This window comes from Streptomyces sp. NBC_01474 (assembly GCF_035918215.1).
In the GTDB taxonomy this organism is placed as follows: Bacteria; Actinomycetota; Actinomycetes; order Streptomycetales; family Streptomycetaceae; genus Streptomyces; species Streptomyces aureus.
In genome coordinates, this window is record NZ_CP109449.1 from 4,293,964 (window position 1) to 4,319,356 (window position 25,393).

The 25,393-nt window shown below is 70.4% G+C and carries 23 protein-coding genes; 13 read left to right on the top strand and 10 right to left on the bottom strand.

Features of this window, described 5'->3' with window-relative positions; all coding sequences use genetic code 11:
* Window positions 1-104: 104 nt before the first annotated feature.
* Both lon and OG758_RS19585 read right to left on the bottom strand, forming a co-directional pair.
* Window positions 105-2,519 carry an endopeptidase La gene (lon, locus tag OG758_RS19580; protein ID WP_326711203.1) on the bottom strand — a complete coding sequence of 805 codons (2,415 nt, stop codon included), beginning with the start codon at window positions 2,517-2,519 and terminating at the stop codon, window positions 105-107.
* A gap of 174 nt (window positions 2,520-2,693) precedes the next feature.
* On the bottom strand, window positions 2,694-3,392 hold the full coding sequence (locus OG758_RS19585; protein ID WP_382060851.1) for a rhomboid-like protein: 699 nt from the start codon (window positions 3,390-3,392) through the stop codon (window positions 2,694-2,696).
* 309 nt (window positions 3,393-3,701) lie between these two features.
* On the opposite strand from OG758_RS19585, the gene OG758_RS19590 reads away from it, so the two are divergent.
* The 5 genes from OG758_RS19590 (at window position 3,702) to OG758_RS19610 (ending at window position 10,769) form a co-directional block, all read left to right on the top strand.
* Window positions 3,702-4,403, top strand: a complete 702-nt coding sequence (locus OG758_RS19590; RefSeq protein ID WP_326711205.1) for a spermidine synthase — start codon at window positions 3,702-3,704, stop codon at window positions 4,401-4,403.
* A gap of 93 nt (window positions 4,404-4,496) precedes the next feature.
* Window positions 4,497-5,234 (top strand): response regulator transcription factor, encoded by a 738-nt coding sequence (locus OG758_RS19595; protein WP_116510033.1) that lies wholly within the window; start codon window positions 4,497-4,499, stop codon window positions 5,232-5,234.
* Window positions 5,231-6,421 carry a HAMP domain-containing sensor histidine kinase gene (locus OG758_RS19600; protein ID WP_326711206.1) on the top strand — a complete coding sequence of 397 codons (1,191 nt, stop codon included), beginning with the start codon at window positions 5,231-5,233 and terminating at the stop codon, window positions 6,419-6,421. Before OG758_RS19595 ends, OG758_RS19600 begins: the two co-directional genes overlap by 4 nt.
* 261 nt (window positions 6,422-6,682) lie before the next feature.
* Entirely contained in the window at window positions 6,683-10,501 is a 3,819-nt protein-coding gene (locus OG758_RS19605) for a multifunctional oxoglutarate decarboxylase/oxoglutarate dehydrogenase thiamine pyrophosphate-binding subunit/dihydrolipoyllysine-residue succinyltransferase subunit (RefSeq protein ID WP_326711207.1), read from the top strand.
* 85 nt (window positions 10,502-10,586) lie between these two features.
* The gene (locus OG758_RS19610) at window positions 10,587-10,769 is read left to right on the top strand and encodes a DUF6104 family protein (RefSeq protein ID WP_019075209.1); all 183 of its coding nucleotides are present in this window, start codon (window positions 10,587-10,589) and stop codon (window positions 10,767-10,769) included.
* A gap of 17 nt (window positions 10,770-10,786) precedes the next feature.
* Here the strand turns inward: OG758_RS19610 and OG758_RS19615 are convergent, their stop codons facing one another.
* Window positions 10,787-11,635, bottom strand: coding sequence for a hypothetical protein (locus OG758_RS19615; RefSeq protein ID WP_326711208.1), 849 nt, complete (start codon window positions 11,633-11,635; stop codon window positions 10,787-10,789).
* A gap of 179 nt (window positions 11,636-11,814) precedes the next feature.
* On the opposite strand from OG758_RS19615, the gene OG758_RS19620 reads away from it, so the two are divergent.
* Together OG758_RS19620 and OG758_RS19625 are read left to right on the top strand one after the other, a co-directional pair.
* The gene (locus OG758_RS19620) at window positions 11,815-12,723 is read left to right on the top strand and encodes a DUF4097 family beta strand repeat-containing protein (RefSeq protein ID WP_326711209.1); all 909 of its coding nucleotides are present in this window, start codon (window positions 11,815-11,817) and stop codon (window positions 12,721-12,723) included.
* 1 nt (window position 12,724) lies between these two features.
* Window positions 12,725-13,765, top strand: coding sequence for a PadR family transcriptional regulator (locus tag OG758_RS19625; RefSeq protein WP_326711210.1), 1,041 nt, complete (start codon window positions 12,725-12,727; stop codon window positions 13,763-13,765).
* A 95-nt stretch (window positions 13,766-13,860) separates the two neighbouring features.
* On the opposite strand, the gene OG758_RS19630 is transcribed toward OG758_RS19625, so the two are convergent.
* Window positions 13,861-14,823 (bottom strand): zinc-binding dehydrogenase, encoded by a 963-nt coding sequence (locus tag OG758_RS19630; protein WP_326711211.1) that lies wholly within the window; start codon window positions 14,821-14,823, stop codon window positions 13,861-13,863.
* 123 nt (window positions 14,824-14,946) lie between these two features.
* Window positions 14,947-16,191 (bottom strand): NAD(P)-dependent malic enzyme, encoded by a 1,245-nt coding sequence (locus tag OG758_RS19635; protein WP_326711212.1) that lies wholly within the window; start codon window positions 16,189-16,191, stop codon window positions 14,947-14,949.
* Between the two features lie 581 nt (window positions 16,192-16,772).
* Here OG758_RS19635 and OG758_RS19640 point away from each other — a divergent pair.
* From OG758_RS19640 to OG758_RS19650, 3 genes are read left to right on the top strand one after another with little or no spacing between them, the layout of a single operon-like run.
* The gene (locus tag OG758_RS19640; RefSeq protein WP_326711213.1) at window positions 16,773-17,735 is read left to right on the top strand and encodes an ABC transporter substrate-binding protein; all 963 of its coding nucleotides are present in this window, start codon (window positions 16,773-16,775) and stop codon (window positions 17,733-17,735) included.
* A gap of 42 nt (window positions 17,736-17,777) precedes the next feature.
* Window positions 17,778-18,719, top strand: a complete 942-nt coding sequence (locus tag OG758_RS19645) for an amino acid ABC transporter permease (protein ID WP_326711214.1) — start codon at window positions 17,778-17,780, stop codon at window positions 18,717-18,719.
* The gene (locus OG758_RS19650; RefSeq protein ID WP_326711215.1) at window positions 18,719-19,486 is read left to right on the top strand and encodes an amino acid ABC transporter ATP-binding protein; all 768 of its coding nucleotides are present in this window, start codon (window positions 18,719-18,721) and stop codon (window positions 19,484-19,486) included. Before OG758_RS19645 ends, OG758_RS19650 begins: the two co-directional genes overlap by 1 nt.
* Window positions 19,487-19,561: 75 nt before the next feature.
* Here the strand turns inward: OG758_RS19650 and OG758_RS19655 are convergent, their stop codons facing one another.
* Window positions 19,562-20,335: a class I SAM-dependent methyltransferase gene (locus OG758_RS19655; protein ID WP_326711216.1), complete on the bottom strand. Its 774-nt coding sequence runs from the start codon at window positions 20,333-20,335 to the stop codon at window positions 19,562-19,564.
* Window positions 20,336-20,426: 91 nt separating this feature from the next.
* On the opposite strand from OG758_RS19655, the gene OG758_RS19660 reads away from it, so the two are divergent.
* Window positions 20,427-21,056 (top strand): CGNR zinc finger domain-containing protein, encoded by a 630-nt coding sequence (locus OG758_RS19660; RefSeq protein ID WP_326711217.1) that lies wholly within the window; start codon window positions 20,427-20,429, stop codon window positions 21,054-21,056.
* On the opposite strand, the gene sodX is transcribed toward OG758_RS19660, so the two are convergent.
* Window positions 20,960-21,403 (bottom strand): nickel-type superoxide dismutase maturation protease, encoded by a 444-nt coding sequence (sodX, locus tag OG758_RS19665; protein ID WP_326711218.1) that lies wholly within the window; start codon window positions 21,401-21,403, stop codon window positions 20,960-20,962. The genes OG758_RS19660 and sodX overlap by 97 nt on opposite strands.
* Before the next feature lie 165 nt (window positions 21,404-21,568).
* On the opposite strand from sodX, the gene sodN reads away from it, so the two are divergent.
* Together sodN and OG758_RS19675 are read left to right on the top strand one after the other, a co-directional pair.
* Window positions 21,569-21,964, top strand: a complete 396-nt coding sequence (gene sodN, locus OG758_RS19670; protein WP_100595918.1) for a superoxide dismutase, Ni — start codon at window positions 21,569-21,571, stop codon at window positions 21,962-21,964.
* A 91-nt stretch (window positions 21,965-22,055) separates the two neighbouring features.
* Window positions 22,056-22,892 carry a hypothetical protein gene (locus OG758_RS19675; RefSeq protein WP_326711219.1) on the top strand — a complete coding sequence of 279 codons (837 nt, stop codon included), beginning with the start codon at window positions 22,056-22,058 and terminating at the stop codon, window positions 22,890-22,892.
* On the opposite strand, the gene OG758_RS19680 is transcribed toward OG758_RS19675, so the two are convergent.
* Genes OG758_RS19680 through OG758_RS19690 form a run of 3 tightly spaced genes read right to left on the bottom strand, consistent with a single transcriptional unit; the run spans window position 22,872 to window position 25,364 of the window.
* Window positions 22,872-23,357 (bottom strand): GNAT family N-acetyltransferase, encoded by a 486-nt coding sequence (locus OG758_RS19680; protein ID WP_326711220.1) that lies wholly within the window; start codon window positions 23,355-23,357, stop codon window positions 22,872-22,874. The two genes, OG758_RS19675 and OG758_RS19680, sit on opposite strands and share 21 nt — an antisense overlap.
* Window positions 23,354-23,893 (bottom strand): hypothetical protein, encoded by a 540-nt coding sequence (locus tag OG758_RS19685; RefSeq protein WP_326711221.1) that lies wholly within the window; start codon window positions 23,891-23,893, stop codon window positions 23,354-23,356. The genes OG758_RS19680 and OG758_RS19685 overlap by 4 nt, the downstream gene beginning before the upstream one ends.
* Window positions 23,894-23,918: 25 nt before the next feature.
* Window positions 23,919-25,364 (bottom strand): MFS transporter, encoded by a 1,446-nt coding sequence (locus OG758_RS19690; protein WP_326711222.1) that lies wholly within the window; start codon window positions 25,362-25,364, stop codon window positions 23,919-23,921.
* Window positions 25,365-25,393: the final 29 nt, after the last annotated feature.

A 25,393-nucleotide genomic window follows, 5' to 3' on the forward strand; every position in this document is an offset into this window, starting at 1 on the left:
CTGCGCGGCCGGCTGCCTATCAACTGGGGCCCGTCCGCACCGGGCACACGCGGAAGGCCCGAGCCCCCAAGAGGGCTCGGGCCTTCGTCATCCGGCAGCGTCCGTCACGCCGCCACCGGAACCTCCACCGCGGCCGGAGCCAGTGCCAGTTCGAGCACCTGCCGCACATCCGTCACCGGGTGCACATCCAGCTTCTCCAGGACCTCGGCGGGGACGTCGTCCAGATCCGCCTCGTTCCGCTTCGGGATGACGACCGTGGTGATGCCGGCCCGGTGCGCGGCGAGCAGCTTCTGCTTGACGCCACCGATCGGCAGCACGCGCCCGGTCAGCGACACCTCACCGGTCATCGCCACATCCGTACGGACCTGGCGCCCGCTGAGCAGCGACGCGAGAGCGGTCGTCATGGTGACACCCGCGCTCGGACCGTCCTTCGGCACCGCGCCCGCCGGGAAGTGGATGTGCACGCCCCGGTCCTTCAGGTCGGCGACGGGCAGCTCCAGTTCGGCGCCGTGCGAGCGCAGGAAGGAGAGCGCGATCTGCGCCGACTCCTTCATCACGTCACCGAGCTGACCGGTCAGGGTCAGGCCGGCCGCGCCCGTCTCCGGGTCGGCGAGGGACGCCTCCACGTAGAGGACGTCGCCGCCCGCTCCGGTGACCGCCAGTCCGGTGGCCACGCCCGGCACCGCCGTACGACGCTCGGCCGGGTCCTGCGCCGCCTCGGGCACGTGGTGCGGGCGCCCGATGAGGCTCCGCAGGTCGGTGTCCTCGACGGTGAACGGCAGCTCGCGCTCGCCCAGTTCGTGCTGGGCCGCGACCTTCCTCAGCAGCCGTGCGACGGACCGCTCCAGGTTGCGCACGCCGGCTTCCCGCGTGTACTCCCCCGCGAGCTTGCGCAGCGCGCTCTCGCCGAGGGTGACCTCGTCCTGGTCCAGACCGGCCCGCTCCAGCTGGCGCGGGAGCAGGTGGTCGCGGGCGATGACGACCTTCTCGTCCTCGGTGTAGCCGTCGAGGCGGACCAGCTCCATACGGTCGAGCAGGGCCTCCGGGATGGCCTCCAGGACGTTGGCCGTCGCGAGGAACACGACGTCGCTGAGGTCGAGTTCGACCTCCAGGTAGTGGTCGCGGAACGTGTGGTTCTGCGCCGGGTCGAGGACTTCGAGCAGGGCGGCCGCCGGGTCGCCCCGGAAGTCGGACCCCACCTTGTCGATCTCGTCGAGCAGCACGACCGGGTTCATCGACCCGGCCTCCTTGATCGCGCGCACGATCCGGCCCGGCAGGGCACCCACGTACGTACGCCGGTGTCCGCGGATCTCCGCCTCGTCCCGTACGCCGCCGAGGGCGACGCGGACGAACTTGCGGCCCATGGCGTGCGCCACGGACTCGCCGAGCGAGGTCTTGCCGACGCCGGGCGGGCCGACGAGCGCGAGTACCGCGCCGCCCCTGCGCCCGCCGACGACGCCGAGCCCGCGCTCGGAACGCCGCTTGCGCACGGCCAGGTACTCGGTGATGCGCTCCTTCACGTCCTCGAGGCCGGAGTGCTCGGCGTCGAGAACGCGCTGGGCGCCCTGGATGTCGTACTCGTCCTCGGTGCGCTCGTTCCACGGCAGTTCGAGCACGGTGTCGAGCCAGGTGCGGATCCACGAGCCCTCGGGGGACTGGTCACTGGACCGCTCCAGCTTCTCGACCTCCTTGAGCGCGGCCTCACGGACCTTCTCGGGAAGGTCGGCGGCCTCGACCCGCGTGCGGTAGTCGTCGGACTCCTCACCCTCCGTCTCGCCGTTCAGCTCGCGCAGCTCCTTGCGCACGGCGTCCAGCTGGCGCCGCAGCAGGAACTCGCGCTGCTGCTTGTCGACGCCTTCCTGCACGTCCTTGGCGATGGACTCGGCCACGTCCTGCTCGGCGAGGTGCTCGCGCAGCTGCTCGGTGGCCACCTTGAGCCGGGCGACCGGGTCGGCCGTCTCCAGAAGCTCCACCTTCTGCGGCGTGCTCAGGAAGGGCGAGTAGCCGGAGTTGTCGGCGAGCGCGGAGACGTCGTCGATCTGCTGGACGCGGTCCACGACCTGCCAGGCGCCGCGCTTCTTCAGCCAGTTCGTGGCGAGTGCCTTGTATTCGGTGACCAGCTCGGTCACGGAGCCGGGCAGCGGCTCCGGCACGCTCTCCTCGACCGCGAGGCCCTCCACCCACAGGGCGGCGCCGGGGCCGGTCGTGCCCGCGCCGATCCGTACGCGGCTGCGGCCACGGATCAGGGCGCCGGGGTCGCCGTCGGCGAGCCGGCCCACCTGCTCGACGGTGCCGAGCACGCCGGTGTTCGCGTACGTGCCGTCGATCCGGGGAACAAGAAGCACCTTCGGCTTGCTGCCGCCCACAGATCCGCTGGAACGGGCCGCTGCCTGAGCGGCCTCCACCGCGGCGCGTACGTCGTTGTCGTTGAGGTCCAGGGGCACCACCATTCCGGGCAGCACGACCTCGTCGTCGAGCGGCAGCACGGGCAGGGTGAGCGGTGTGGACGTCGATGCCATGATCTCCCCTTAAGCAGTCAAGTTGAGCTATGCCGACTCAATGCACGTGAGCCTCCGAATGTTCCCCAGGCGCTGTTCGCTCTCGGCGATCAGTGGATGGGCAGGGGAAAGCCACAGCTCAGAGGGGGTGTGTGACGTGTACGACCATGGGCCGACCGGGGGACGGGTGACGCGTCAGGCCGCGGACGGTCCCGGCGCGCGGCGCCACCGGCGCACCAGCGGCCAGGTCCCGACGCCGATGGCCAATGCCATGAGGTGACCCCAGCTCGTCATCGGGTCCGCGAACTCGACGAGGTCCTCGACCAGCATCCCGCCGACGACGGCGAGCACGGCCCAGCGCAGCCAGGGCGTGAGGAGACCGGCGAGCGCCCCGATGCTCGCGGCCACGCCGAAACTGATCCCGTAGTCGAGGCGGTGCAGCGAGCTCTCGGGCAGGTGCCCGGCCATCACGGAGAGCCCGACGGGCACCTCGGTGGCGAGCGTCGCCACGGTGTGACCGAGGACGAAGACACCGGCGGTGCGCCGGCCGCCGATCCGGCGTTCCAGCGCCGTGAGGACGACCAGGAAGCCGATCGCGAACGGGGACGTGATCCCGCCGGCGATCCACAGCGCACTGGCGACCAGCACGAACACGGGCGCGTGCGCGAGGTGCGCCGCGTCGGTGCTGGAACCCCGCAGCGCGGACGCGACGACGCCGGGATCGGCGAACAGCGCGAAGAGGGACGTGCCGACGAGCACGGCGGCGTAGGCGAAGGTGAACGGCGTCCCCGTGGGCGTCGGCAGCAGCCGCCAGGGGCGCATCCGGCGCCGGGGGCCGGCGGTCTCGGGCGGGATGCGCTCGCCGGTCGCGGGTCCGGCAGCGGCAGGCGCCATGCCACAGGCCGCCGGCTGAGCCGGGACGGCATCGAGCAGGGGCCGCGAAGCCTCGGGCAGCGTCCCCGAAGAAAGCGTGCACGGAGAACCAGCCCTCGAAGAAACGTCAGCCCCGTCGGCCTCGACCGTCACGCCACGCTCCACCTGCGGCATCCTTTCCCTTCCGGCCCGCCCCAGCTTTCGCCTCCCGTACCCGCGCTGTCCATGACCGACGCCACGTGCGGCATGACTCACAGGCCGCACACGAGCGCCCCAACTCCCTTGCCAGGGACGGCCGGGCGTCGAGCCGGTTGCGGCAGGATGGACGCCATGTCCACCTCGTACCCCATCCCGTACGACGCCGACCACACCGCCCCCGTCGTCCTCGACCGGCGCGAAGGGCCGTTCGGAGAGGTCGTACTGCGGCGCCACGGCGCGCTGCTCCAGATCATCGCCAATGGATGCTTCCTGATGGACACGTCCGACGGCCGCTCCGAGCGCCTCCTGGTCGACGCGGCGCTGGACGCTCTCGACGACCGCCAGGCGCCCGGAATTCTCATCGGCGGGCTCGGTGTCGGATTCTCCCTCACACACGCGGCTGCGAATTCCCGCTGGGGCCGCATCGCCGTCGTCGAGCGCGAGCCGGCGATCGTCGACTGGCATCGCGAGGGCCCGCTGTCCGAGTTGTCACGGTCCGCGCTCGCCGATCCACGCACGGAGATTGTGGAGGCGGACCTTGTCTCGTACATCCAGGAATCGGCCGAGACGTACGACGCACTGTGTCTCGATATCGACAACGGACCCGACTGGACAGTGACGGAGGGTAATGACAGTCTCTACTCACCGGTAGGCCTCGCGGCCTGCCGGGCGCGGCTCGCTCCTGGCGGTGTGCTTGCCGTGTGGTCCGCACAGCCCTCCGCAAATTTTGAAGGAACCTTGCGGAATGCCGGATTCCGGTCGGTCCGCACCGAAGAGATCCCGGTTGTCCGGGGCGTTCCGGACGTCGTACATCTCGGGGTCAGGCCTGCGTAGCCGACTCGCGGTAACTCCCCGTACGCTGACTGCCGAAACCCAGATCATTCAAGCGTCAAGCGCACACGGATGTGCGCATTCAGGGGCGGGGCGATGGAGCAGACACACACCTCCCACAACGGCAGCACGGCGACGCCGGGTGCCCAGCGACGGGTCCTGGTGGTCGAGGACGACCCCACGATCGTCGACGCCATCGCCGCGCGGCTGCGTGCCGAGGGATTCCTCGTGCAAACGGCACAGGACGGTCCGGCGGCGGTCGACACGGCAGAGGCATGGCAGCCGGACCTGCTGATCCTCGACATCATGCTGCCCGGCTTCGACGGGCTCGAGGTCTGCCGCCGCGTGCAGGCGCAGCGGCCGGTGCCGGTGATGATGCTCACGGCGCGCGACGACGAGACGGACATGCTCGTCGGGCTCGGCGTGGGTGCCGACGACTACATGACGAAGCCCTTCTCGATGCGGGAGCTCGCGGCGCGCGTGCACGTCCTGCTGCGGAGGGTCGAGCGCGCGGCGCTCGCGGCGGCCACGCCCAGGAGCGGCATCCTGCGGCTCGGCGAGCTGGAGATCGACCACGCACAGCGCCGGGTGCGGGTGCGCTCCGAGGACGTCCACCTGACGCCCACGGAGTTCGACCTCCTGGTCTGCCTGGCCAACACGCCCCGCGCCGTCCTCTCGCGTGAGCAGCTGCTCGCCGAGGTGTGGGACTGGGCGGACGCGTCGGGCACCCGGACCGTCGACAGCCACATCAAGGCGCTGCGCCGGAAGATCGGCGCCGAGCGGATCCGCACCGTCCACGGTGTGGGCTACGCGCTGGAGACGCCGACGCCATGACCGGCAGCGGCGACGCATCCGACGTACGGGACGCGGACGGGTACGAGCCGGGGCCGCCGGGCCTCCCACCCGGCGCTCCCCCGGTCGCCCGGCCCCTCGCGGGCCACTGGGTGCAGGGCGGTCTGCGGCCGTTCTCCATCAAGACCAAGCTCGGCACGCTGGTCGTCGTCTCGGTGTTCATCACGACCGGACTGCTGATGGTCGCCGTCCGCACCCAGACCGAGCTCCGTTTCATCACGGTCTTCTCGGTCATCGCGACGCTCCTCATCACCCAGTTCGTGGCGCACTCGCTGACCGCGCCGCTCGACGAGATGAACACGGTCGCCCGCTCCATCTCGCACGGCGACTACACGCGCCGGGTCCGTGGCGCCGACCGGCGCGACGAGCTGGGCGACCTGGCCGCGACCATCAACCGCATGGCCGACGACCTGGAGGCCCAGGACCAGCAGCGCAAGGAGCTCGTGGCGAACGTCTCGCACGAGCTGCGCACCCCGATCGCGGGCCTGCGCGCCGTCCTGGAGAACGTCGTGGACGGGGTCTCGGCCGCCGACCCCGAGACCATGCGCACCGCCCTGAAACAGACCGAGCGCCTGGGGCGGCTGGTCGAGACGCTGCTCGACCTCTCGCGGCTCGACAACGGCGTGGTCCCGCTCAAGGCGCGCCGCTTCGAGGTGTGGCCGTATCTGTCGGGCGTCCTGAAGGAGGCCAACATGGTCGCCTCGCAGCGCGCCGGCATCGCCTCGGGCTCCGGCACCCACACGCGCACGGACGTGCATCTGCACCTGGACGTGTCGCCGCCCGAGCTGACCGCGCACGCGGACCCCGAGCGGATCCACCAGGTCGTGGCCAACCTCATCGACAACGCCGTGAAACACAGCCCGCCGCACGGCCGCGTGACCGTGCTGGCGCGGCGCGGCCTCTATCCGGAGTCGCTCGATCTGGAGGTCCTCGACGAGGGCCCCGGCATCCCCCGCTCCGAGTGGCACCGCGTATTCGAGCGCTTCAACCGGGGCGGCCATGTGAAGGGCGCCGCGCACGGCCCCGGCAGCGACGGCGGCACCGGTCTGGGCCTCGCCATCGCCCGGTGGGCCGTGGACCTGCACGGCGGCCGGATCGGCGTGGCCGAATCGGCTCGCGGCTGCCGGATCCAGGTCACTCTTCCGGGCCTGCCCCGAGCTCAGAGTTGACGTAGGGTTCGAACCGAAAGCACAAGATCGCCGTGTCATTCGTCACGAGGTGCGGGCCGATGGGCCGCACTCGTACAAGGACGTACCCAAGGTGAACCGGAACCCCGCTTGTTTCCCGCCATTTCCAGCGTCGAAACACAGCTTCCGGTGTGACTTACGCGACGGATGACCGGCCCGGTCTGCAAGTCCCGGTGTTGGAGGCGTAGCCTTTATTCCCGCTGTCCATCACCTTGTGAGAAGCGGAAGAGGGCGGTTACCGCCGTGTCGCCACAGTCCCCCAGTAACTCGAGCACCTCGACCGACCAAGAGGGGCAGGGCAAGAGCCCTGCCGCCGCTTTCGGTCCCAATGAGTGGCTCGTCGACGAGATCTATCAGCAGTACCTCCAGGACCCGAATTCGGTTGACCGAGCCTGGTGGGACTTCTTCGCCGACTACAAGCCGGGTGCCCCGGCCCAGCCGACGACCGGAGCCCCCGCACAGGGTTCCGGTCCCGGCACCGCCGGTACCGCAGCCGCGGGGGCTGCGGGCACTGCCGCGGCACCCGCCGCTCCGGCAGCCCCGGCTCCGGCCGCAGCTCCGGCTCCGGCTCCGGTCCAGGCGGCTCCGGCCGCCCCGGTGGCCAAGCCCGCCGCAGCGGCGCCCGCGAAGCCGGCCGCCGCTGCCGTGAAGGCCCCTGCTCCCGCCAAGGCGCAGCCCGCGACCGAGGCCGCCGGCGGCCCCGAGTTCGTGACGCTGCGCGGCCCGAGCGCCGCCGTCGCGAAGAACATGAACGCCTCCATCGAGGTCCCCACGGCGACGTCCGTGCGCGCGGTCCCGGTGAAGCTGCTGTTCGACAACCGCATCGTCATCAACAACCACCTGAAGCGCGCCCGGGGCGGGAAGATCTCCTTCACCCACCTCATCGGCTACGCGATGGTGCAGGCCATCAAGGCCATGCCGTCGATGAACCACTCCTTCGCGGAGAAGGACGGCAAGCCGACGCTGGTCAAGCCGGAGCACATCAACTTCGGCCTCGCCATCGACCTGGTGAAGCCCAACGGCGACCGCCAGCTGGTCGTCGCGGGCATCAAGAAGGCCGAGACGCTGAACTTCTTCGAGTTCTGGCAGGCCTACGAGGACATCGTCCGCCGCGCCCGCGACGGCAAGCTCGGCATGGACGACTTCACCGGTGTCACGGTCTCGCTGACCAACCCCGGCGGCCTCGGCACCGTCCACTCCGTGCCGCGTCTGATGCCCGGACAGTCGGTCATCATGGGCGTCGGCTCGATGGACTACCCCGCGGAGTTCCAGGGCACGTCCCAGGACACCCTGAACAAGCTCGGCATCTCGAAGGTCATGACGCTCACGTCGACCTACGACCACCGGGTCATCCAGGGCGCCGCCTCCGGCGAGTTCCTGCGCGTCGTGGCGAACCTCCTCCTCGGTGAGGGCGAGTTCTACGACGAGATCTTCAAGGCGCTGCGCATCCCCTACGAGCCGGTCCGCTGGTTCAAGGACATCGACGCCTCGCACGACGACGACGTCACGAAGGCCGCCCGCGTCTTCGAGCTGATCCACTCCTTCCGGGTCCGCGGCCACGTCATGGCCGACACCGACCCGCTGGAGTACCGCCAGCGCAAGCACCCCGACCTGGACATCGCCGAGCACGGCCTCACCCTGTGGGACCTGGAGCGCGAGTTCGCGGTCGGCGGCTTCGCCGGCAAGTCGATGATGAAGCTGCGCGACATCCTCGGCGTCCTGCGTGACTCGTACTGCCGCACCACCGGCATCGAGTACATGCACATCCAGGACCCGAAGCAGCGCAAGTGGCTCCAGGACCGCGTCGAGCGCCCGCACACCAAGCCGGAGCGCGAGGAGCAGCTGCGCATCCTGCGCCGGCTGAACGCGGCCGAGGCGTTCGAGACGTTCCTGCAGACGAAGTACGTCGGCCAGAAGCGCTTCTCCCTGGAGGGCGGCGAGTCCGTCATCCCGCTGCTCGACGCGGTCATCGACTCCGCCGCCGAGTCGCGCCTGGACGAGGTCGTCATCGGCATGGCCCACCGCGGCCGCCTGAACGTCCTGGCGAACATCGTCGGCAAGTCGTACGCGCAGATCTTCCGCGAGTTCGAGGGCAACCTCGACCCGAAGTCGATGCACGGCTCCGGCGACGTGAAGTACCACCTGGGCGCCCAGGGCACCTTCACCGGCCTGGACGGCGAGCAGATCAAGGTCTCGCTGGCCGCGAACCCGTCCCACCTGGAGACGGTCGACCCGGTCATCGAGGGCATCGTCCGCGCCAAGCAGGACATCATCAACAAGGGCGGCACGGACTTCACGGTCCTGCCGGTCGCCCTGCACGGTGACGCGGCCTTCGCGGGCCAGGGTGTGGTCGCCGAGACGCTCAACATGTCGCAGCTGCGCGGCTACCGCACGGGCGGCACGGTCCACATCGTCATCAACAACCAGGTCGGCTTCACCGCCGCCCCGGAGTCGTCGCGCTCCTCCATGTACGCCACGGACGTGGCCCGCATGATCGAGGCGCCGATCTTCCACGTGAACGGCGACGACCCCGAGGCCGTCGTCCGCGTTGCCCGACTGGCCTTCGAGTTCCGCCAGGCGTTCAACAAGGACGTCGTCATCGACCTGATCTGCTACCGCCGCCGCGGTCACAACGAGTCGGACAACCCGGCGTTCACGCAGCCGCTGATGTACGACCTGATCGACAAGAAGCGCTCGGTGCGCAAGCTCTACACCGAGTCCCTCATCGGCCGCGGCGACATCACGCTCGAAGAGGCCGAGCAGGCGCTGCAGGACTTCCAGGGCCAGCTGGAGAAGGTGTTCGCGGAGGTCCGCGAGGCCACCGCGCTCCCGGCGCCGGTCCCGGCCCTCGACCCGCAGGCCGAGTTCCCGGTCGCCGTCAGCACCGCGATCTCCCAGGAGACCGTGAAGCGGATCGCCGAGTCTCAGGTCAACATCCCCGACCGCGTCACCGTCCACCCGCGTCTGCTGCCGCAGCTGCAGCGCCGCGCGGCGATGATCGAGGACGGCACGATCGACTGGGGCATGGGCGAGACGCTCGCCATCGGCTCCCTGCTCCTCGAGGGCACCCCGGTGCGCCTCTCGGGCCAGGACTCGCGCCGCGGCACGTTCGGCCAGCGCCACGCGGTCCTGATCGACCGTGAGACGGGCGAGGACTTCACCCCGCTGCTGTACCTCTCGGACGACCAGGCGCGTTACAACGTCTACGACTCCCTGCTCTCCGAGTACGCGGTCATGGGCTTCGAGTACGGCTACTCGCTGGCCCGTCCCGAGTCGCTCGTGATGTGGGAGGCGCAGTTCGGCGACTTCGTCAACGGCGCGCAGACGGTGGTGGACGAGTACATCTCGGCCGCCGAGCAGAAGTGGGGCCAGACCTCCGGCGTCACGCTGCTCCTGCCGCACGGCTACGAGGGCCAGGGACCGGACCACTCGTCCGCCCGCCCGGAGCGCTTCCTCCAGCTGTGCGCGCAGAACAACATGACGGTCGCCATGCCGACGCTCCCGTCGAACTACTTCCACCTCCTGCGGTGGCAGGTGCACAACCCGCACCACAAGCCGCTGGTGGTCTTCACACCAAAGTCGATGCTGCGCCTCAAGGCCGCCGCGTCGAAGGCGGAGGAGTTCACGACGGGCGGCTTCCGTCCCGTCATCGGCGACAGCTCGGTGGACCCGTCCGCGGTCCGCAAGGTCGTCTTCTGCGCGGGCAAGGTCTACTACGACCTCGAGGCCGAGCGTCAGAAGCGCGGCGTGACGGACACGGCGATCATCCGCATCGAGCGCCTGTACCCGCTGCCGGGTGCCGAGCTCCAGGCGGAGATCTCCAAGTACCCGAACGCGGAGAAGTACCTGTGGGCGCAGGAGGAGCCGGCGAACCAGGGCGCATGGCCCTTCATCGCGCTCAACCTGATCGACCACCTGGACCTGGCGGTCGGCGCCGACGTCCCGCACGGTGAGCGTCTGCGCCGCATCTCGCGGCCGCACGGCTCGTCCCCGGCGGTCGGCTCGGCGAAGCGTCACCAGGCGGAGCAGGAGCAGCTGGTGCGCGAGGTCTTCGAGGCCTGAGCGGCCTGACCTCGTACGTACGATTGTGGGGCCCGGAACGTTGTTCCGGGCCCCACGTCCGTATCACCCCAGGAGCGACTGGCCCATGTACTTCACCGACCGCGGCATCGAGGAACTGGAGAAGCGGCGCGGCGAGGAGGAGGTCACCTTCGAGTGGCTCGCCGAGCAGCTGCGCACGTTCGTCGACCTGAACCCGGATTTCGAGGTGCCGGTCGAGCGGCTGGCGACATGGCTGGCACGGCTCGACGACGAGGATGACGACGAGTAGCAGGTCCCGAGCGGGCCTCAGTCCCAGGCGCGCAGCCGGTCGTAGGCGAGGCCGAGCGCGCCGTGTACGACGAGGAGCGCGCCCGCGACCGCCCAGCCGGCGCCGCGCCGGCGCAGGCCCCACACGGTGAGCGGGATGCCCACGGCGAGCTGGACCGCCGCCGCTGTGCTCGCCTTGGGGCCGCGCAGCCAGGGTCCGATGGCGCTGCGTTCGACGACGTCGAGTTCCGCGCGGACGGCGTCGCGCCAGCTGGACCACTCGATGCGTTCGGCGCCGGGCTGCACGCGCGCGACCTCGCGCAGCCGGTCGGCGGGCTCGCCGGGGGTCAGGCCGGCCGGGAGCGTGAGCCCCGCGCGCGTGAGGACCGCGAGCAGGCCGAGCAGCCGGGCGCGGGAGTCCGCCGCGCTGTCGGACCGTGTGAGTTCCTCCAGGGACTGCATGTCCAGGACCGGGTCGAGGCCGAGGCGCGCGGCGAACGTGCGCATCGCTTCGTCCTCGCCGACGGGTGTGCCGTTCGCCAGCCATACGTAGCCGACGGAGCGGCGGAACCCCGAGGCGAGGGTGTAGCCGCTGTGTTCGGCGTCCCACCACAGGGCGAGCACCGGCCAGGGGACGCTGACGGCGAGGGCCGCGGCCCAGCCCGCGAGGACGCTGTCGACCCGTTCGCCGCCGCGCAGCCAGGGCTTGCCCTCGGGGACCAGGACGCTCCAGTCGGGTCCCGCCTGGGTGAGGAGCATGCGTTCGCGCAGGAGCTTGGCGGCGGGACCGACGGCGGCGGGGGCGGCGCGGCACAGCAGGAGCGCTCCCGCGGGCCTGGCCTGTGGGGCGGGGGTACCGGCGGAGTCGGCGGTGGCGTCGGACGGCATGGACTCAACGCTAGGTCAGTTTGTGGGGTTTGGCCCATGAATGTGCCTGCGCGGGGTCGCCGGCGCGACGGAATCCAGTCGCGACTGTCTTGACTTTCCGTATCCGCGATATATCGTGTCTCGCAAGGGTGCGATACAACGCGTCCGCTCCCGATCCGTCCCGCCGAGGAGGTCGCACCATGCCCGAGTGGTCCGTGGCAGAGCCCCACAAGCTCGCCTTCGACGAGCCCGTGACGACGCTCCACGTACGCATCGTCAACGGAACGGTGAACGTCGTGGGCACCGACGAAGGTTCCGCCCGCCTCGAGGTGTCCGGGATCGAGGGCCCACCGCTCCAGGTGACCCTGGCGGACGGCGTGCTGACCGTCGCGTATGACGATCTGCCCTGGAAGGGCTTCCTCAAGTGGCTCGACCCCAAGGGCTGGCGCCGCAGCGCGGTCGTGTCCCTGGCGGTCCCGGCAGACACCGGAGTCGAGGTCGGCGTCGTCGGCGCCGGCGCCGTCGTCTCCGGGATCCAGGGGCGTACGGAGGTCAAGGGCGTCACCGGCGACACGACACTGGTCGGCGTCGCGGGCGATGTGCGCACGGACACCGTCTCCGGGAATGTCGAGGCCCAGGCGGTGACAGGGGATCTGCGCTTCAACTCCGTCTCCGGGGACCTGACCGTCGTCGAGGGCGCGGGCGCCTCCGTGCGGGCCGACTCGGTGAGCGGCTCGATGATCGTGGACCTCGACCCCGCCGACCGGGCGACGGATGTGAACCTGACGAGCGTCTCGGGCGAGATCGCGATCCGCCTCCCGCACCCCGCGGACGCGGAGGTCGAGGCGAACACGACGAGCGGATCCGTGTCGAACGCCTTCGAGGATCTGCGGGTCGGCGGCCACTGGGGCGCCAAGAGCATCACGGGCAGGCTCGGCACAGGCCGCGGAAAGCTGAAGGCGACGACGGTCTCCGGGTCGATCGCACTCCTGCGGCGGCCTCCGGCGGAGGACGACGCCCATACCCCCGCCGCGGACGCCCCCGTCGAGCACTCCCCCACCGCCCCTGGCGCCGCAGCCGGCGGCCCGGCCGACAAGAAGGTGCTCTGACATGCCCCCCGTCTTCGCCCACGGCCGCCTGCGCCTGTACCTCCTGAAGCTGCTCGACGAGGCCCCGCGCCACGGGTACGAGGTGATCCGGCTCCTGGAGGAGCGCTTCCAGGGCCTGTACGCGCCCTCGGCGGGCACGGTGTACCCGCGCCTGGCGAAGCTGGAGGCCGAAGGGCTGGTCACGCACACCACGGAGGGCGGCAGAAAGGTCTACTCGATCACCGACGCGGGCCGCGCCGAGCTGGCCGACCGCAGTGGTGAGCTGGCCGACCTGGAGCTGGAGATCCGCGAGTCCGTGGCGGAGCTCGCCGCCGAGATCCGGGACGACGTGCGGGGCGCGGCGGGCGATCTGCGCCGAGAGATGCGGGCGGCCGCCTCGGAGGCGAGGAACGGGTCGGGGACGACCACGCGCAAGGGCGAGCGGCCGGGCCCGTCCGGCGACTTCCAGGACTTCGGCGACAAGGAGGCATGGCGCGCGGCCAAGGAGGAGCTGCGCCGCGCCCGGCAGGAGTGGAAGGAGCAGGCACGGCGCGCGAAGGACGAGAGCCGCCGGGCCCGCGAGGAGGCCCAGCGGGCGCGCCGGCAGGCCAAGGAGGCGCAGGAGCAGGCGCGCGAGCAGGCGCAGGAGCAGGTCGAGCGTCTGGCGAAGCGTGTGCAGGACCAGGTCCAGGACCACTTCGCGCAGGGCGACTGGCCCACGGGGGTCCGGGAGGGCCTGACCGAACTGGCTAAGGAGTTCGGCGACTTCGGCAAGTACTTCGGCAAGGAGGCGGGCGGCGCGGCCCGTCCGGACGGCGCCGGGCCCGAGGCGCGGGTCACCCATGGTGACATCCCCGCGGAGTATCTGCCGTCGTGGAGTCACGAGGACTCGACCGGCGACCCGGCCCGTGATCTGGACCGCCTCCTCGACCGCTTCCGCGACGACATCCGCGACACGGCCAGGGACCATGGGGTGACGGAGGACCAACTCCGCGAGGCCCGGCGCCGGTTGTCGGAGGCGGCGGCGCACATCGGGGCGTCCCTGCGGACACCCAAGGGCTGACCCGCGCGACGGCAGGGGCGGGAGGGGTCGAGGGGCACCGCCCCTCGACCCTCACAGATCCGCAAGATCAGGCAGGGTCCAGCAAGGCCAGACCGTCAGACCGTCAGTACGATCTTGCCGAACTGGCCGCCGGCCTCCATCCGCTCGAAGCCCTCGCGGGCGCGGTCCAGCGGGAGGGTCTCGTCGATCACGGGGCGCACGCCGGTGGCCGCGCAGAACGACAGCAGGTCCTCCAGCTCGTCCTTCGAACCCATCGTCGAGCCGACGATCTTCAACTCCAGGAAGAAGACGCGGGTCAGCTCGGCGTGCGAGGGGCGGTCACCACTGGTGGCACCGGAGATGACGACCGTGCCGCCGGGCTTGAGCGACTTGATGGAGTGCGACCACGTGGCCGCGCCGACCGTCTCGATGACGGCGTCCACACGCTGCGGGAGCCGCGCACCCGACTCGACGGCCTCGACGGCGCCGAGCTCCAGAGCGCGCTTGCGCTTGGCCTCGTCACGGCTGGTCGCGAAGACCTTGAGACCGGCCGCCTTGCCGAGGACGATCGCGGCCGTGGCGACCCCGCCGCCGGCGCCCTGCACGAGCACGGAGTCACCGGGCCGCACACCGGCGTTGGTGAACAGCATCCGGTACGCGGTCAGCCACGCGGTCGGCAGGCAGGCCGCCTCCTCGAAGCTGAGCTCTTTCGGCTTGGGCAGTACGTTCCACTCGGGCACGGTCACCTGCTCGGCGAAGGTGCCCTGGTACTTCTCGGTGAGGATGGACCGGCCCTCCCGGGGCCCGACCCCGTAACCGGCCTGGCCGATGACGGAGTGCAGGACGACCTCGTTGCCGTCCTGGTCGATCCCGGCGGCGTCGCAGCCGAGGATCATCGGGAGCTTGTCCTCAGCGAGTCCGACCCCGCGCAGGGACCACAGGTCGTGGTGGTTGAGGGAGGCGGCCTTGACGTTCACGGTCGTCCAGCCGGGGCGGGCCTCGGGGGCCGGGCGATCCCCCAACTCAAGGCCGTTCAGCGGCTGGTCACGGTCGATTCGGGCGGCGTAGGCAGCGAACATGACCTTGACCCTAGGTCCGCAGGGTGCCGTGCGGAACACCGTAGGGCTGTGACACGCGCCGCGCCCCGTGCCCCACGGAGTCGATCCGTGGCGCACGGGGCGCGGTCGGGTCCTGCGGCGTCGTCAGCGTCGGGCGACGCCCTCGGCGCGCGCGGCGGCGGCGACGGCCGCGGTCACCGCGGGAGCGACCCGCTCGTCGAACGGCGAGGGGATGACGTACCCGGCGTCCAGGTCGTCACCGACCACGTCGGCGAGCGCGTCCGCAGCCGCGATCTTCATGCCCTCGGTGATCCGCGACGCCCGCACCTGGAGCGCACCCGCGAAGATGCCGGGGAAGGCGAGGACGTTGTTGATCTGGTTCGGGTAGTCGGAGCGCCCGGTCGCGACGACCGCCGCGTACTTGTGGGCCACGTCCGGGTGAACCTCGGGGTTCGGGTTGGCCATCGCGAAGACGAAGGCGCCGGGCGCCATCGAGGCGACCGCGGGCTCCGGGACCGTACCGCCGGAGACGCCGATGAAGACGTCCGCGCCGGCGAGCGCGGTCTCGAGCGAACCCGTGATGTTGGCCTTGTTGGTGAGCTCGGCCAGCTCGCGCTTGACGTCCGTGAGGTCCTCGCGGTCCCGGCTGACGATGCCCTTGCGGTCCGCGACCGCCACGTCGCCGAGCCCCGCCTCGAGGAGGAACTTGGCGATGGCGACACCGGCCGCGCCGGCGCCCGAGATCACGGCGCGCAGCTCGCCGAGCGTGCGCCCGCTGAGCTTGGCCGCGTTCTTCAGCGCCGCCAGCGTGACCACGGCGGTGCCGTGCTGGTCGTCGTGGAAGACCGGGATGTCGAGCCGCTCCTGGAGCCTGCGCTCGATCTCGAAGCAGCGCGGCGCCGAGATGTCCTCGAGGTTCACACCGCCGAACGAGGGAGCGAGGCGGACGACGGTCTCGATGATCTCGTCCGTGTCGGTCGTGCCGAGCGCGATCGGCACCGCGTCGACGCCGCCGAACTGCTTGAACAGGATCGCTTTGCCCTCCATCACCGGGAGGGACGCCTCGGGACCGATGTCCCCGAGGCCGAGCACCGCGGTGCCGTCGGTGACGACGGCCACGACGGACGACTTCCACGTGTAGTCGTGGACGAGCTCGGGATTCTCCGCGATCGCGGAGCAGACCTTCGCGACGCCCGGCGTGTACGCCAGGGACAGGTCGTCCTTGTCGCGCACCGGCACGGTGGCCTGCACGGCCATCTTGCCGCCGCGGTGCAGTGCGAAGGCCGGATCGAAGGGCTCTTCGGCGCTTTCGTTGCCGGTATGCGCCGGGCCCGCACTGGCCTGGCCGGAACCGGCGTCGCTGCGAGGATTGACGATCTCCGCTGCCACTTGTATGACCCCTTAAGTCTTAATCATCAGTTGAGGGTGGGTCCGCTCCTGGTTGAGGAACGGGCGGGCACCGCGTATGACCCACATGTCGGGTGTCTTGCACTCGTACGGGTCAGTACGCGATGGGCGCGCCGCACGCGCGCCCTGAGCCCCGGATGAGGGGTGTAAAGAACCTTCTTACCTGACGGACGCCACCCCGGACGAGTCCATTTGTGATCGATCACAGCGCGGTGACGAGACTCATAGCCGAGGACCCGGATATTAGGGGCCGGACCTCAAGTCGAGCTCAAAGCCGATGGAGCATCGCTCACATGGTGAGACACGAGCCGTGGGGCCGCAGATCTTCCGGCCTGACGGCGCTGTCGCCGCAGATATTCGCTCACCCGCTGGCGCGATGTACCGACCTGTCGGGGTCCGGGAGCGGTACGGGGGTAACCCGTTATCCGATTTTGACATAGCGAGGGCCCTGAATGGCCCGGTCCGAATGGCAAGATGCCGTAATCACACGAGGTCGCGACACTCGAAGATGTGTGCCGGATCTCTGCATCGGCTACTCCCTCACCCTGCCGGAGGAACCAGAAATGACCGCAAGCACCACCCGTCGTTCGACCGCTGCGAAGTCCGCGAAGTCCCGGATTGCCATGGTCGGCGCGATCGCGGTCGCCGGCACTCTGCTGCTGTCCGGCTGCGGTGACCAGACCAAGGACAAGAACGCGCCCGCCGACTCCACCAAGGGCGCTCCGCTCGCGAGCAAGCTCCCCAAGGAGATCCGCGACAAGGGCGTCATCACGGTCGGTTCGGACATCGCGTACGCGCCGGTCGAGTTCAAGGACAAGTCCGGCAACACGGCGGGCATCGACCCCGACCTCGCGGCCGCCATGGGCAAGCAGCTCGGCGTGAAGTTCGAGTTCCAGAACGGCACGTTCGACACCCTCATCACCGGTCTGCGCTCCAAGCGCTACGACATCGCCATGTCGGCGATGACGGACACCAAGGACCGGCAGAACGGTGTCGACTCCGACACCGGCAAGAAGGTCGGCGAGGGCGTCGACTTCGTGGACTACTTCGACGCGGGCGTCTCGATCTACACGCCGAAGGGCAAGACCCAGGGCATCAAGACCTGGGAGGACCTGTGCGGCAAGAAGGTCGTCGTCCAGCGCGGCACGGTCTCGCACGACCTGGCCAAGGCGGAGGCGAAGAAGTGCCCGGCCGGCAAGAAGCTCTCCATCGAGGCCTTCGACAACGACCAGCAGGCCCAGACCCGGCTGCGTTCGGGCGGCGCGGATGCCGGTTCCTCCGACTTCCCGGTCGCCGCCTACGCGGTGAAGACCTCGGGCGGCGGCAAGGACTTCGAGATCGTCGGTGACCAGGTCGAGGCCGCCCCGTACGGCATCGCGGTCGCCAAGGGCAACACCCAGCTGCGGGACGCCCTGAACGCGGCGCTCGACGCCGTCATCAAGAACGGCGAGTACGAGAAGATCATCGCGAAGTGGGGCGTCGAGGCCGGCGCGGTCAAGGAAGCCACCGTCAACGGCGGCAAGTGACCGCGTCCCTTTCGTCACCCAGTCGCTTGAAAGGCAACACCCGTGTCTGTTGACATCGACAAGACGGACGGGCCCGAGGACATCCCGCCGCCCAAGGCGGGACCCGAGGCCATCAAGGCGATCCCGGTCCGGCACTACGGCCGCTACGTCGCTGCGGTGGTCGCCATCGCCGTCCTCGCCGCGATCGTCTACGCGTTCGCCCAGGGCAAGATCAACTGGGGCGCGGTCCCGGACTACTTCTTCGACAACCGCATCCTCAAGGGCGTCGGCCAGACCCTGCTCCTGACCGTGATCTCCATGATCATCGGTGTGGCCGGCGGCATCCTGCTCGCCGTGATGCGCCTCTCGCGCAACCCGGTGACGTCGTCGATCGCCTGGTTCTACATCTGGTTCTTCCGCGGTACGCCGGTCCTGGTCCAGCTGTTCGTCTGGTTCAACCTGGGCCTGGTCTTCGAGTACATCAACCTCGGCCCGATCTACAAGGACTACTGGTCCTCGTTCATGACGCCGTTCCTGACGGCGCTGCTCGGACTCGGCCTGAACGAGGCCGCCTACATGGCGGAGATCTGCCGCGCCGGTCTGCTCTCGGTCGACGAGGGCCAGACCGAGGCCTCGCACGCCCTCGGCATGAGCCACGCCAAGACCCTGCGCCGGATCGTAATCCCGCAGGCGATGCGGGTGATCGTGCCGCCCACGGGCAACGAGGTCATCAACATGCTGAAGACGACCTCGCTGGTGTCGGCGGTCCAGTACTACGAACTCCTGCGCTACGCCCAGGACATCGGCCAGACCTCCGGCTCCCCGGTGGAGATGCTCTTCCTCGCCGCCGCCTGGTACCTGATCATGACCTCGATCCTGAGCGTCGGCCAGTACTACCTGGAGCGTTACTACGCCCGCGGCTCCAGCCGCTCGCTTCCTCCGACGCCGTTCCAGAAGATCAAGGCCAACCTGCTGTCGCTCGGCAGGCCGAAGGGAGCCGCGTGATGACCACCAACGCCATGGTGAAGTCCGAGGGCGTCCACAAGTCCTTCGGCAACGTCGAGGTCCTCAAGGGCATCGACCTGGAGGTCAAGGAGGGCGAGGTCTTCTGCCTCATCGGCCCCTCCGGCTCCGGCAAGTCGACGTTCCTGCGGTGCATCAACCACCTGGAGAAGATCAACGCCGGCCGGCTCTACGTCGACGGCGAGCTGGTCGGCTACCGGCAGAAGGGCGACAAGCTCTACGAGCTGAAGGACAGCGAGGTCGCGGTCAAGCGCCGGGACATCGGCATGGTGTTCCAGCGCTTCAACCTCTTCCCGCACCTGACGGCTCTCGAGAACGTCATGGAGGCGCCGGTCCAGGTCAAGGGCCAGTCCCGGGTGGCCGCGCGCGAGCGGGCAGGCCAGCTCCTGGAGCGCGTGGGCCTGGCCGACAAGGCCAAGAACTACCCCTCGCAGCTCTCCGGCGGCCAGCAGCAGCGCGTGGCGATCGCCCGCGCGCTCGCGATGGACCCGAAGCTGATGCTCTTCGACGAGCCGACGTCGGCCCTCGACCCCGAGCTCGTCGGCGACGTCCTCGACGTGATGCGTGACCTCGCCGAGTCCGGCATGACGATGATCGTCGTGACGCACGAGATGGGCTTCGCGCGCGAGGTCGGCGACAGCCTCGTCTTCATGGACGGCGGCGTGGTCGTGGAGTCGGGCCACCCGCGCGACGTCCTGACGAACCCGCAGCACGAGCGCACGCAGTCCTTCCTGTCGAAGGTGCTGTAGCTCCGCGTACGCAGATGCATAAGGGAGGGGCGGTACGGACCTGGTGTCCGTACCGCCCCTCCCTTATGCGCGGGGCTACTTGACCGCGAGCACCAGTGCGTCCGAGGGCGAGCGCCACACGGGGCGGGCCTCGGCGAACCCGGCGGCGCGCAGGGTGCGGGCGTGCCAGTCGGCCGACGGGGTCTCGCCGTCGGCGTGCTCCCCATAGATCTCGAAGCGCTTCGCGGTGGGTCCGGCGAGTACCGGGTCCTTGGCGGCGAGGGCCCACCACTCGGCCCAGTCGAGGGCGCCGGAGGCCTTGGCGCGGTCCATCTGCGCGTGGCGGTGGGCGCGTTCGGCGGCGTTGATCCGGGGCGTGGTGTCGTCGATCATGTGGTCGGCGTTCATGAAGACACCGCCGTCGCGGACGAGGCCGGCGATCTGTCCGTAGAGGGTGGCGAGCGGTTCGTTGTGCAGCCAGTGCAGGGCGGTGGCGGTGAGGACGGCGTCGTACGACGTGTGCGGCAGCCGCGCGGCCCAGTGCGGGTCCTTGAGGTCGGCGGTCACGAAGGTGACGCGGTCGTCGCCCGCGAAGGTGCCCTCGGCGATGGCGAGCAGCGCGGGGTCGAGGTCGACGCCGACACTGGTGGCTGCGGGGAACCTCTTCAGGAGCCGGTCCGTAATACTTCCCGTACCGCACGCGAGGTCGAGCACGCGCGGCGTGGGCCCGGCGAAGGCCTCCACCATGTCGAGCATGACCCGCAGCCGCTCCTCGCGGTCGGGCATGTACCACTCCTGCTGCCGGTCCCAGCTGTCCTGCCAGGCGCGCCAGTCGGCGGTGACTCCGGCGGTTTCCGTAGATCCCGTCATCGAGAACCCTCCCGTACGTAATACCCTCGAAGCAAGAGCAGCTATTACTCCCGTCACTGACGAAGATAGACCGCCCCGGTAAGGACTACAAGTGGAACTGGCCTATTACTCGGACTACGCCGTACGTCTGGTCAACAGCGAGGAGCCGGGGCGTGGCAAGGACTCCCTGACCACGGTCGAGGCGGTGCGCGACCTGTTCGGCGCGAACCAGTCGGCGGCCCGGCGCGCCACGGACGCCGACCTGACCCGCTTCCGCGGCGTACGGGCGCGCCTGCGCTCGGTGTTCGAGGCGGCGGACGGCGGCGACGAGACGCTCGCGGTCGACCTGCTGAACTCGCTCCTCCTGGAGTTCCCGGTGAGCCCGCAGATCTCCGGGCACGACCACCGGGACGACGACGACCGCCCGTTGTGGCACATGCACCTCGCGGACCACCCGTCGAACGCGACAGCGGGATACGCGGCGATCGCCGCCATGGGCCTCGCCTTCCACCTCACGGAGTACGGCGTGGACCGCCTCGGCCTGTGCGAGGCGTCGCCGTGCCGCAACGCCTACCTGGACACGTCGACGAACCGCTCCCGGCGCTACTGCTCGGACCGCTGCGCGACCCGCGCCAACGTCGCCGCCTACCGCGCCCGCAAGCGCGCCGAGGCGGACCGGTCGGACAGCACGGGGCGCAGCGCCGAGAAGGCCCACAAAGCCACGGCCGCCACGGACCGCTGACGCTCGCCCTCCACCCACGGCTTGCGGCGGCGAAGGCGCCCGCGCACCTTGGCGAGCACGAGGTCGTCGGGAACCGCCCCGTACACCTCGCTGTCGCCGCCGGCGTCGGGGTTGTCGCCGAGCACCCACCAACCCCCGTCCCGGCGCCCGGAGATGCGCTTCACCACGAGCAGATCCTGCTGGAAGGGGTGCCGCAGGACGACCACGTCGCCCGGCCGTACCCGGGCGCCGTGCTGCACGAGCATCCAGTCGCCGGGATACAGCGTGGGCACCATGGACGGCCCGTCCACCTCGATGATTTGAAACGGCACCCTGGCCTCCCGCGTCTCCTCCGCAGTCTCAGGCATCAGACATCCTCCCCGGTTCCGCCCGCCGGTCTTGCGGTCCCATCCTCCACCAGTCCCAGTCTCGCCCTGGACTTTTGTCCTAAGCCCATGGGGGCACCCGAGAAAACACGTCTGCCACGGAGTAATGTCCCACCTGAGAAGACGATCACGAGGAAGGACTGCTACATGCTTTCCCGCCTGTTTGCCCCCAAGGTGAAGGCCAGCGCGCACTGCGACCTGCCGTGCGGCGTGTACGACCCGGCCCAGGCCCGCATCGAGGCGGAGTCGGTCAAGGCCGTCCAGGAAAAGATGGCCGGCAACGACGACCCGCAGTTCCAGACGCGCGCCATCGTCATCAAGGAGCAGCGCGCCGAGCTCGCGAAGCACCACGTGTCGGTGCTGTGGAGCGACTACTTCAAGCCCCCGCACTTCGAGAAGTACCCGGAGCTCAGCCAGCTGGTCAACGACACCCTGAAGGCCCTCTCGGCCGCCAAGGCGTCGAGCGACCCGGCGACCGGCCAGAAGGCTCTGGACTACATCGCCCAGATCGACAAGATCTTCTGGGAGACGAAGAAGGCCTGAAGCCTTCGCGTCACCTGTCCGACAGCACCCGGCGTCCGCGCGGAGCCGGGTGCTGTCGGCGTCTTCGGCCCGCTCGGGTAGCGTCGCCCGGATGGACCACTCGCGTCGCCCCCGCATCCTCTACGTCACCGACCTCGCGTACCCGGCCCGTGGCCGCCGCTACTGCGACGAGGACATAGCCCTCTCGTCGCGGCTGCGCGAGGAGTTCGACGTGGCGCTGTGCCACCCGCTGGACGCCGTCGCGCTGATGGACGGCTTCGATGCGGTCGTCGTGCGCAACAGCGGGCCCGTGCTGCACTACCAGGCCGCCTACGACGCGTTCCGTGAGCAGGCGCTCGCGCGCGGGGTACGCGTCTACAACGCGCTGTCCGGGAAGGCCGACATGGCGGGCAAGGGGTATCTGCTCGACCTGACCACCGCCGGGTATCCCGTCATCCCGACCGTCGCCCGCGCCGCCGATCTCCCTCTGCTGCCCGAGGCTGACGAGTACGTGGTCAAGCCGCTGCTCGGCGCCGACTCCATCGGACTCGAGTTCGTCGGCCGCGAGGCGCTGTCCGGCCTGGAGTTCGACGGGATCCTCGTCCAGCCGCGGATCCGCTTCCGGTACGAGGTGTCGTTCTACTTCGTCGACCGCACTCTGCAGTACGCCCTGTACGCGCCCCGGCCGGACGAGCGGTGGGTCCTCGAACCGTACGAACCCACCGACGCGGACCGTGAGTTCGCGCAGAAGTTCGTCGACTGGAACACCATCGGTCACGGCATCCAGCGCGTGGACGCTTGCCGCACGCCGGAGGGCGAGCTGCTCCTGGTCGAGCTGGAAGACCTCAATCCGTATCTGTCCCTGGATCTGGTCGACGCGGGCACACGGGACGCGTTCGTGGCGGCGATGGCGGACTCGCTGCGGGGGCTACTGGCCGACGGGGCCTGAGGAGGACGGACGGCTGAAACGGAGCTTGTCCGTCTCGCGGGCGCCCTGGCGCCGGTAGAAGCGGATCGCCCCGTCGTTCCAGACCGGCGTCTGCCACTGGATCTCGGCGATCCCGAGCGCTCGGGCCTCCGCGGCCACGGCGTCCATGAGGAGCGGTCCGAGGCCGAGTCCGCGGTGGCCGGGGCGGAGGTACAGACAGTCCATGTGGAGGTACTCGCACCCGTCCCAGGTGGAGATCGCGGGCTCGCAGGTCGCGTAGCCGACGAGTGTGCCGTCGGCCGGCTCCGCGACCAGGCACCGCAGGCGGGGCGTGGCGGTGGTGAACAGGAGCGTGTGGAGGCGGTCGGCGAGGCCGGGCGCCGGCGGGTCCGCCTTCTCGTACGCGGCGTGTTCCGCGGCGAGCCGGGCCACTTCGGGCAGGTCGCCGGGGCGGGCGTGCCGCACGCTCACCTGTGTGTCGGTCACCGGGCGTCCTCCTTCGTGACGTCCGCGGACCAGGCGGCGAGGCGGTCCGCGAGGGGGCCTTCGCCGTCGAGGACGTGGCGGGTGAACGCGGTGCGCTCATGGGCGAGTACGGCCGCCTCCCAGACGCAGGGGGCGAGGCCGGTGCGGCCGGGCCGCAGCAGTTCCGGGTGGCCCGCGGGTCCGGTGAAGACCGCGAGGTCGGACATGTGACCCTCGATCCAGGTGTGGACGAGGACGTAGTCCCCGTCTCCCCCGGCGTGCAGCAGGACCACGGCGAGTCCGAGCGAGCCCCGGACGGCGCCGAGCGTCAGGTGGGCGCCGACGAGCGGCATGACCGCGGCGGCGTCCCGCTCCGTCACCGCGCGCCCCGGCGCCTCGATGGCGTACGTCTTGACGAGGTGACCGCCGTGCTCACCGCTGCCCAACGGGCGTACGGCGCGGGCGTGATGGCCGTCGGCGAGGGCGAGGAGCGCGTCCTCGTCGACGGCCACCGGGAGAGCCGGTGCTGCGGCTGCGTTCTCCGTGTGGTCGGGCATGGCCCCATCATGCAGGGCCGGGGGCTCAGGCGTCCGCCCTGTCACGCGGTCGCCGGGGTGCGAGGAACAGCGCGGCGAGCGCCGAACCCGCCGCCACCAGGAGGGAGTTGACGAGTACGGCCGTGGAGACTCCGGACAGGACCGCGTCCGGACCGCTCGCCCCGCCCATGCGGGCCGTGGCGATCGCGCTCATCACCGGGATGCCCAGGGTGATGCCGACCTGCTGCGTCATGGTCGCGAGACCGGTGGCGAGGCCCTGCTCCTCGTCGGGCAGCCCGGACGTGGCCGTCACCATGAAGCCGACGATCACCAGCATGTTGCCGACGCCCCCGACGAACGTGGCCGCGAGGAGCAGCCAGATCCAGGCCCCCGACGTGCCGAGCGCCACCAGGGCGAGCGTGGCGACGGACTGGACGGCGCCGCCGACGACGATCGTGGTGCGGTTGCCGAGGCGTCCGACGGCGCGGCCGCCGAGCGTGCCGCCGATCACGGTGCCGAGCCCGAGGACGCCGAAGGCGAGCCCGGTCGCGAGCGGCGAGTAGCCGAGGACTTCCTGGAGGTAGAGCGTGAGCAGGAAGACGAGGGAGGTCTCGGTGACGAAGGCGATGAGCCCGGCCGCGTTTCCCCAGATCACGGTGCGCCGCTTGAGGATGTGGAGCGGGACGAGGGGCGCGGCGGCCCGCTTCTCGACGAACCGGAAGGCGACGAGGAGCGCGGCCCCGGAAAGGAGCGCCGCCAGGGTCGCGGGGGCGCCCCAGCCGGTCTCGCCGGCCTGCGTGAGTCCGTAGACGAGGAGCAGGAGTCCGCCGGTGACGGTCGCGGCGCCCGGCAGGTCGAGGCGCGGGCGGCGGTCCGGGCGCGAGTCGGTGATGACGGACGGGGCGAGGACGAGGACGAGGGCTGCGACGGGGACGTTGACGAAGAAGGCCCAGCGCCAGGAGAGCAGGTCGGTGAGGAGCCCGCCGAGGATGGCGCCCGCGGTGAACCCGGCGGACATCAGGGCGCCGTTGAGGCCGAGGGCGCGTTCGCGCAGCGGCCCCTCCTTGAAGGCGGTGGTCAGGAGGGCGAGTCCGGCCGGGGTGACGGCCGCGGTCGCGAGTCCCTGCAACACCCTGGCCACAAGCAGGACTTCGGGCGAGGTGGCGAGGCCGCCCAGCAGGGAGGAGGCACCGAGGACCGCCATGCCGGCGAGGAACAGCCTCTTGCGGCCGACGAGGTCGGCCACGCGGCCGAAGAGGAGCGTGAACCCGGCGGCGGCGAGCGCGAACGCCGTGGCGATCCACTGGAGATGGGAGAGCGAGAAGCCGAGCCCCTCGCCGACGACGGGCAGCGCGACGTTCAGGATCGAGAAGTCCACGGCGATCATGAACTGGGCGCCGAGGAGGAGGGTGAGGACGAGCTTCTGGCGGGCCGTCATGTGCGGGGATGGTGCGACGGCCGGGGCGGGGGCGGTCTGCGTGGGCGCCGACATGGGGCACTCCTTAAATGGTTCCATGTTCC